The sequence below is a fragment of the Actinomycetospora sp. genome (genome assembly GCF_055612215.1).
On sequence record NZ_JBVPVA010001155.1, the window covers coordinates 1 to 2,429 of the forward strand.

Here is a 2,429-nt window from a genome sequence, read left to right on the forward strand (position 1 = left end):
ATGAGTTGGAAAAAAGGGTGTCTAACTGTGAAATCAGGGTGTCTAACTTTTGAGCGTAGCGACACATTTAAAAAGTATTTTTTTTAAAATGCCTAGCGAATAGCTTAAGGGGTTCATGTCTAACTCAAAAATCCCCTTGTACAAACTAGCCTTTTGCTTAATATAAGTTTCCTAATGTTTATAGAGAGTAAGGGTAGGAAGAAGTAGGAAGGAGGAAGAAGCAGTAAGCAGGAAGGAGAAAGAAGTAAGCAGGAGTAAGAAGGAAGAAGAAGCAGTAAGCAGGAAGAGGAAAGAAGGGGGAAGGAAGCAGGAAGAAGGATGGAGCAAGCGTTAAGGAGGAAGAAGAGGTAGGAAGAAGGAGGAAGAGGTCTTTTTTCGGTAGGAAGAAGGAGGAAGAAGGAGGAAGTAGACATAAGAAGGGGTAAGAAGGAAGAAGAAGGGGTAAGAAGGAAGGTTGTGCTGGTCCCACGGGGCGTTGAGCTTTGTTGGGGCCCAGAGTCCGGGGGAATCCAATCCTAGCGATACGGCGTTTTGGATGCTTGGCCTTCTTTCTAGAGGTGTCGTAACCGGGCTTTTTTGATTCAAAAGAGGAGTGAAGGGTTTGATACCTTTTTGCACTTTTCGTTGAATCTGGGCGATATTTCGTAGGGTTAAACGTGCTATTTGATTAAAGCGCGAAAAGGTCCAAAGATTCACTATAAAACCACATGAACAACACATTATATAATCTATCTGACGAGCACAGCTTTGAACGTATAGGTTCGTCGAATTCACGAATTGATGCGTTTTCAGAACTTGAGGTGGGTAAGGAGAGCGTATCCTTTTCTCGCACCTATATAAAATTTCGTCGTCGGTTGACGCTAATAGATAGCCAGATGTTCACTCCAGAACTCGATGCGCTCACGTTGTTGGAGCTAAGCAGCGCAAGCGATCACTTATTCACTTCGTTAGTAAAAGCCGGTTTGGGAAGTAAACTAATCAATCATTTTGCTGAATGTGAGAGATCCGGGCGGAGTTATACCGATTTGGAGGCGGATGCTGTGCTAATAGAAAGGCTTCCTCGACATAAAAATCACTCTGAGGAAGCATATTACTCTGAGGAAGCAGATTACTCCGAGGAAGCAAATCACTCTGAGGAAGCAAATCACTCTGAGGAAGGCTCGAAATCTCAGAAGTTTTACAAGCTAAAGCATAGCATGACAAGCTTTCTTCGCATCCTTCAATTAGACAAAAATTGTCTTCCCAACATTCTTAAGGGGATTGAGTCCGGAGTGTGTAAGCTTGCTCGTGTTGATTTATGCATTGACCTAAGCGACGACATTATGCCTTATGTTACACACGGTATAGAGACTGGTCAATATAAAAGCTTTGGGCGCCGCCCCTTTGCCTACGGGTGGTTGGCCGGCGAGAGGCTAGAGGACTCTGTGGGGCGCAATAGCAAACTTTTTAAGGAATTCAAAAGGAAACAGTTGGTTCTTGATACAGTCTACTTTGGTAACTCCAGAAAAAGTAATGAGGCGGTTGTGTTTTATAATAAGCGAGAGGAGCGCAAGTCCAGAGTTGAATCGAGCTGGGCGCCAAAGAGTAGGATAGAAGTTCGCTTATATCCTCGTACAAAAAAAGTTGAAGAGCTTGCATTATCAATCTTAAAAACTTATTTGGATGAAAAAGACGGTTGGCGAAAGCGGATTCCATATTTTGGAGGAGTGCTTTCGCGGTGCGTATTGTTTACCACAAGGAAGCGTCCCCCAAAACCCGAGGAAGTAAACATTGTAGCTCCCTGGTGGCAGTTGTTATTGGGTGCACTTTTTGATGGTTCAAAAAGCTTGGAATTTCTAAACGAAAAAAGCTCGTTAAACCCTAAGCTTACAGATGCGGAGTTACTGGGCGTTTCACCTACCATAGAAACCCCTAAAAAGCATAGGGGACGCCCTAAAGGTTCAAAAGACAAAAAGACACGTAAGCCTGGCTCAGGCCAGAAAAAGAAATCTCAAATTAATAATTCGCAAAAAGGGGCGTCTATCTTGTAAATCGTAGTGTCTATTTTCTAAATCGTGGTGTCTATCTTGTAAATTGCGCTGTCTATGTTGTAAACCTTGGGTTCTTTCTGTTTTTGGGTAGGGCTTACATTTTACCATCAAATTTTATTGGTGTTCAATTATATTGTTGAATAAACTGAAAACTTGATGAGTTGCAAAAAAGGGTGTCTAACTGTGAAATCAGGGTGTCTAACTTTTTTGTCTAGGCAAAAGTGTTCAAAAGTATTTTTTGAGTGAAAAGTTACCTTTATGAGTTGGAAAAAAGGGTGTCTAACTGTGAAATCAGGGTGTCTAACTTTTGAGCGTAGCGACACATTTAAAAAGTATTTTTTTTAAAATGCCTAGCGAATAGCTTAAGGGGTTCATGTCTAACTCAAAAATCCCCTTGTA

The 2,429-nt window shown here is 41.9% G+C and carries 1 protein-coding gene; it reads left to right on the forward strand.

The genetic code is table 11. The annotated features are described in order from the left end of the window. Positions 1–707: 707 nt before the first annotated feature. On the forward strand, positions 708–2,030 hold the full coding sequence (locus AC0CYZ_RS31190) for a hypothetical protein (RefSeq protein ID WP_472222066.1): 1,323 nt from the start codon (positions 708–710) through the stop codon (positions 2,028–2,030). The last annotated feature ends 399 nt before the right edge of the window (positions 2,031–2,429 follow it).

Coding starts and splice junctions, on each gene's coding strand:
- AC0CYZ_RS31190 (WP_472222066.1), top strand. CDS start 708: ATGAACAACACATTATATAATCTATCTGACGAGCACAGCTTTGAACGT.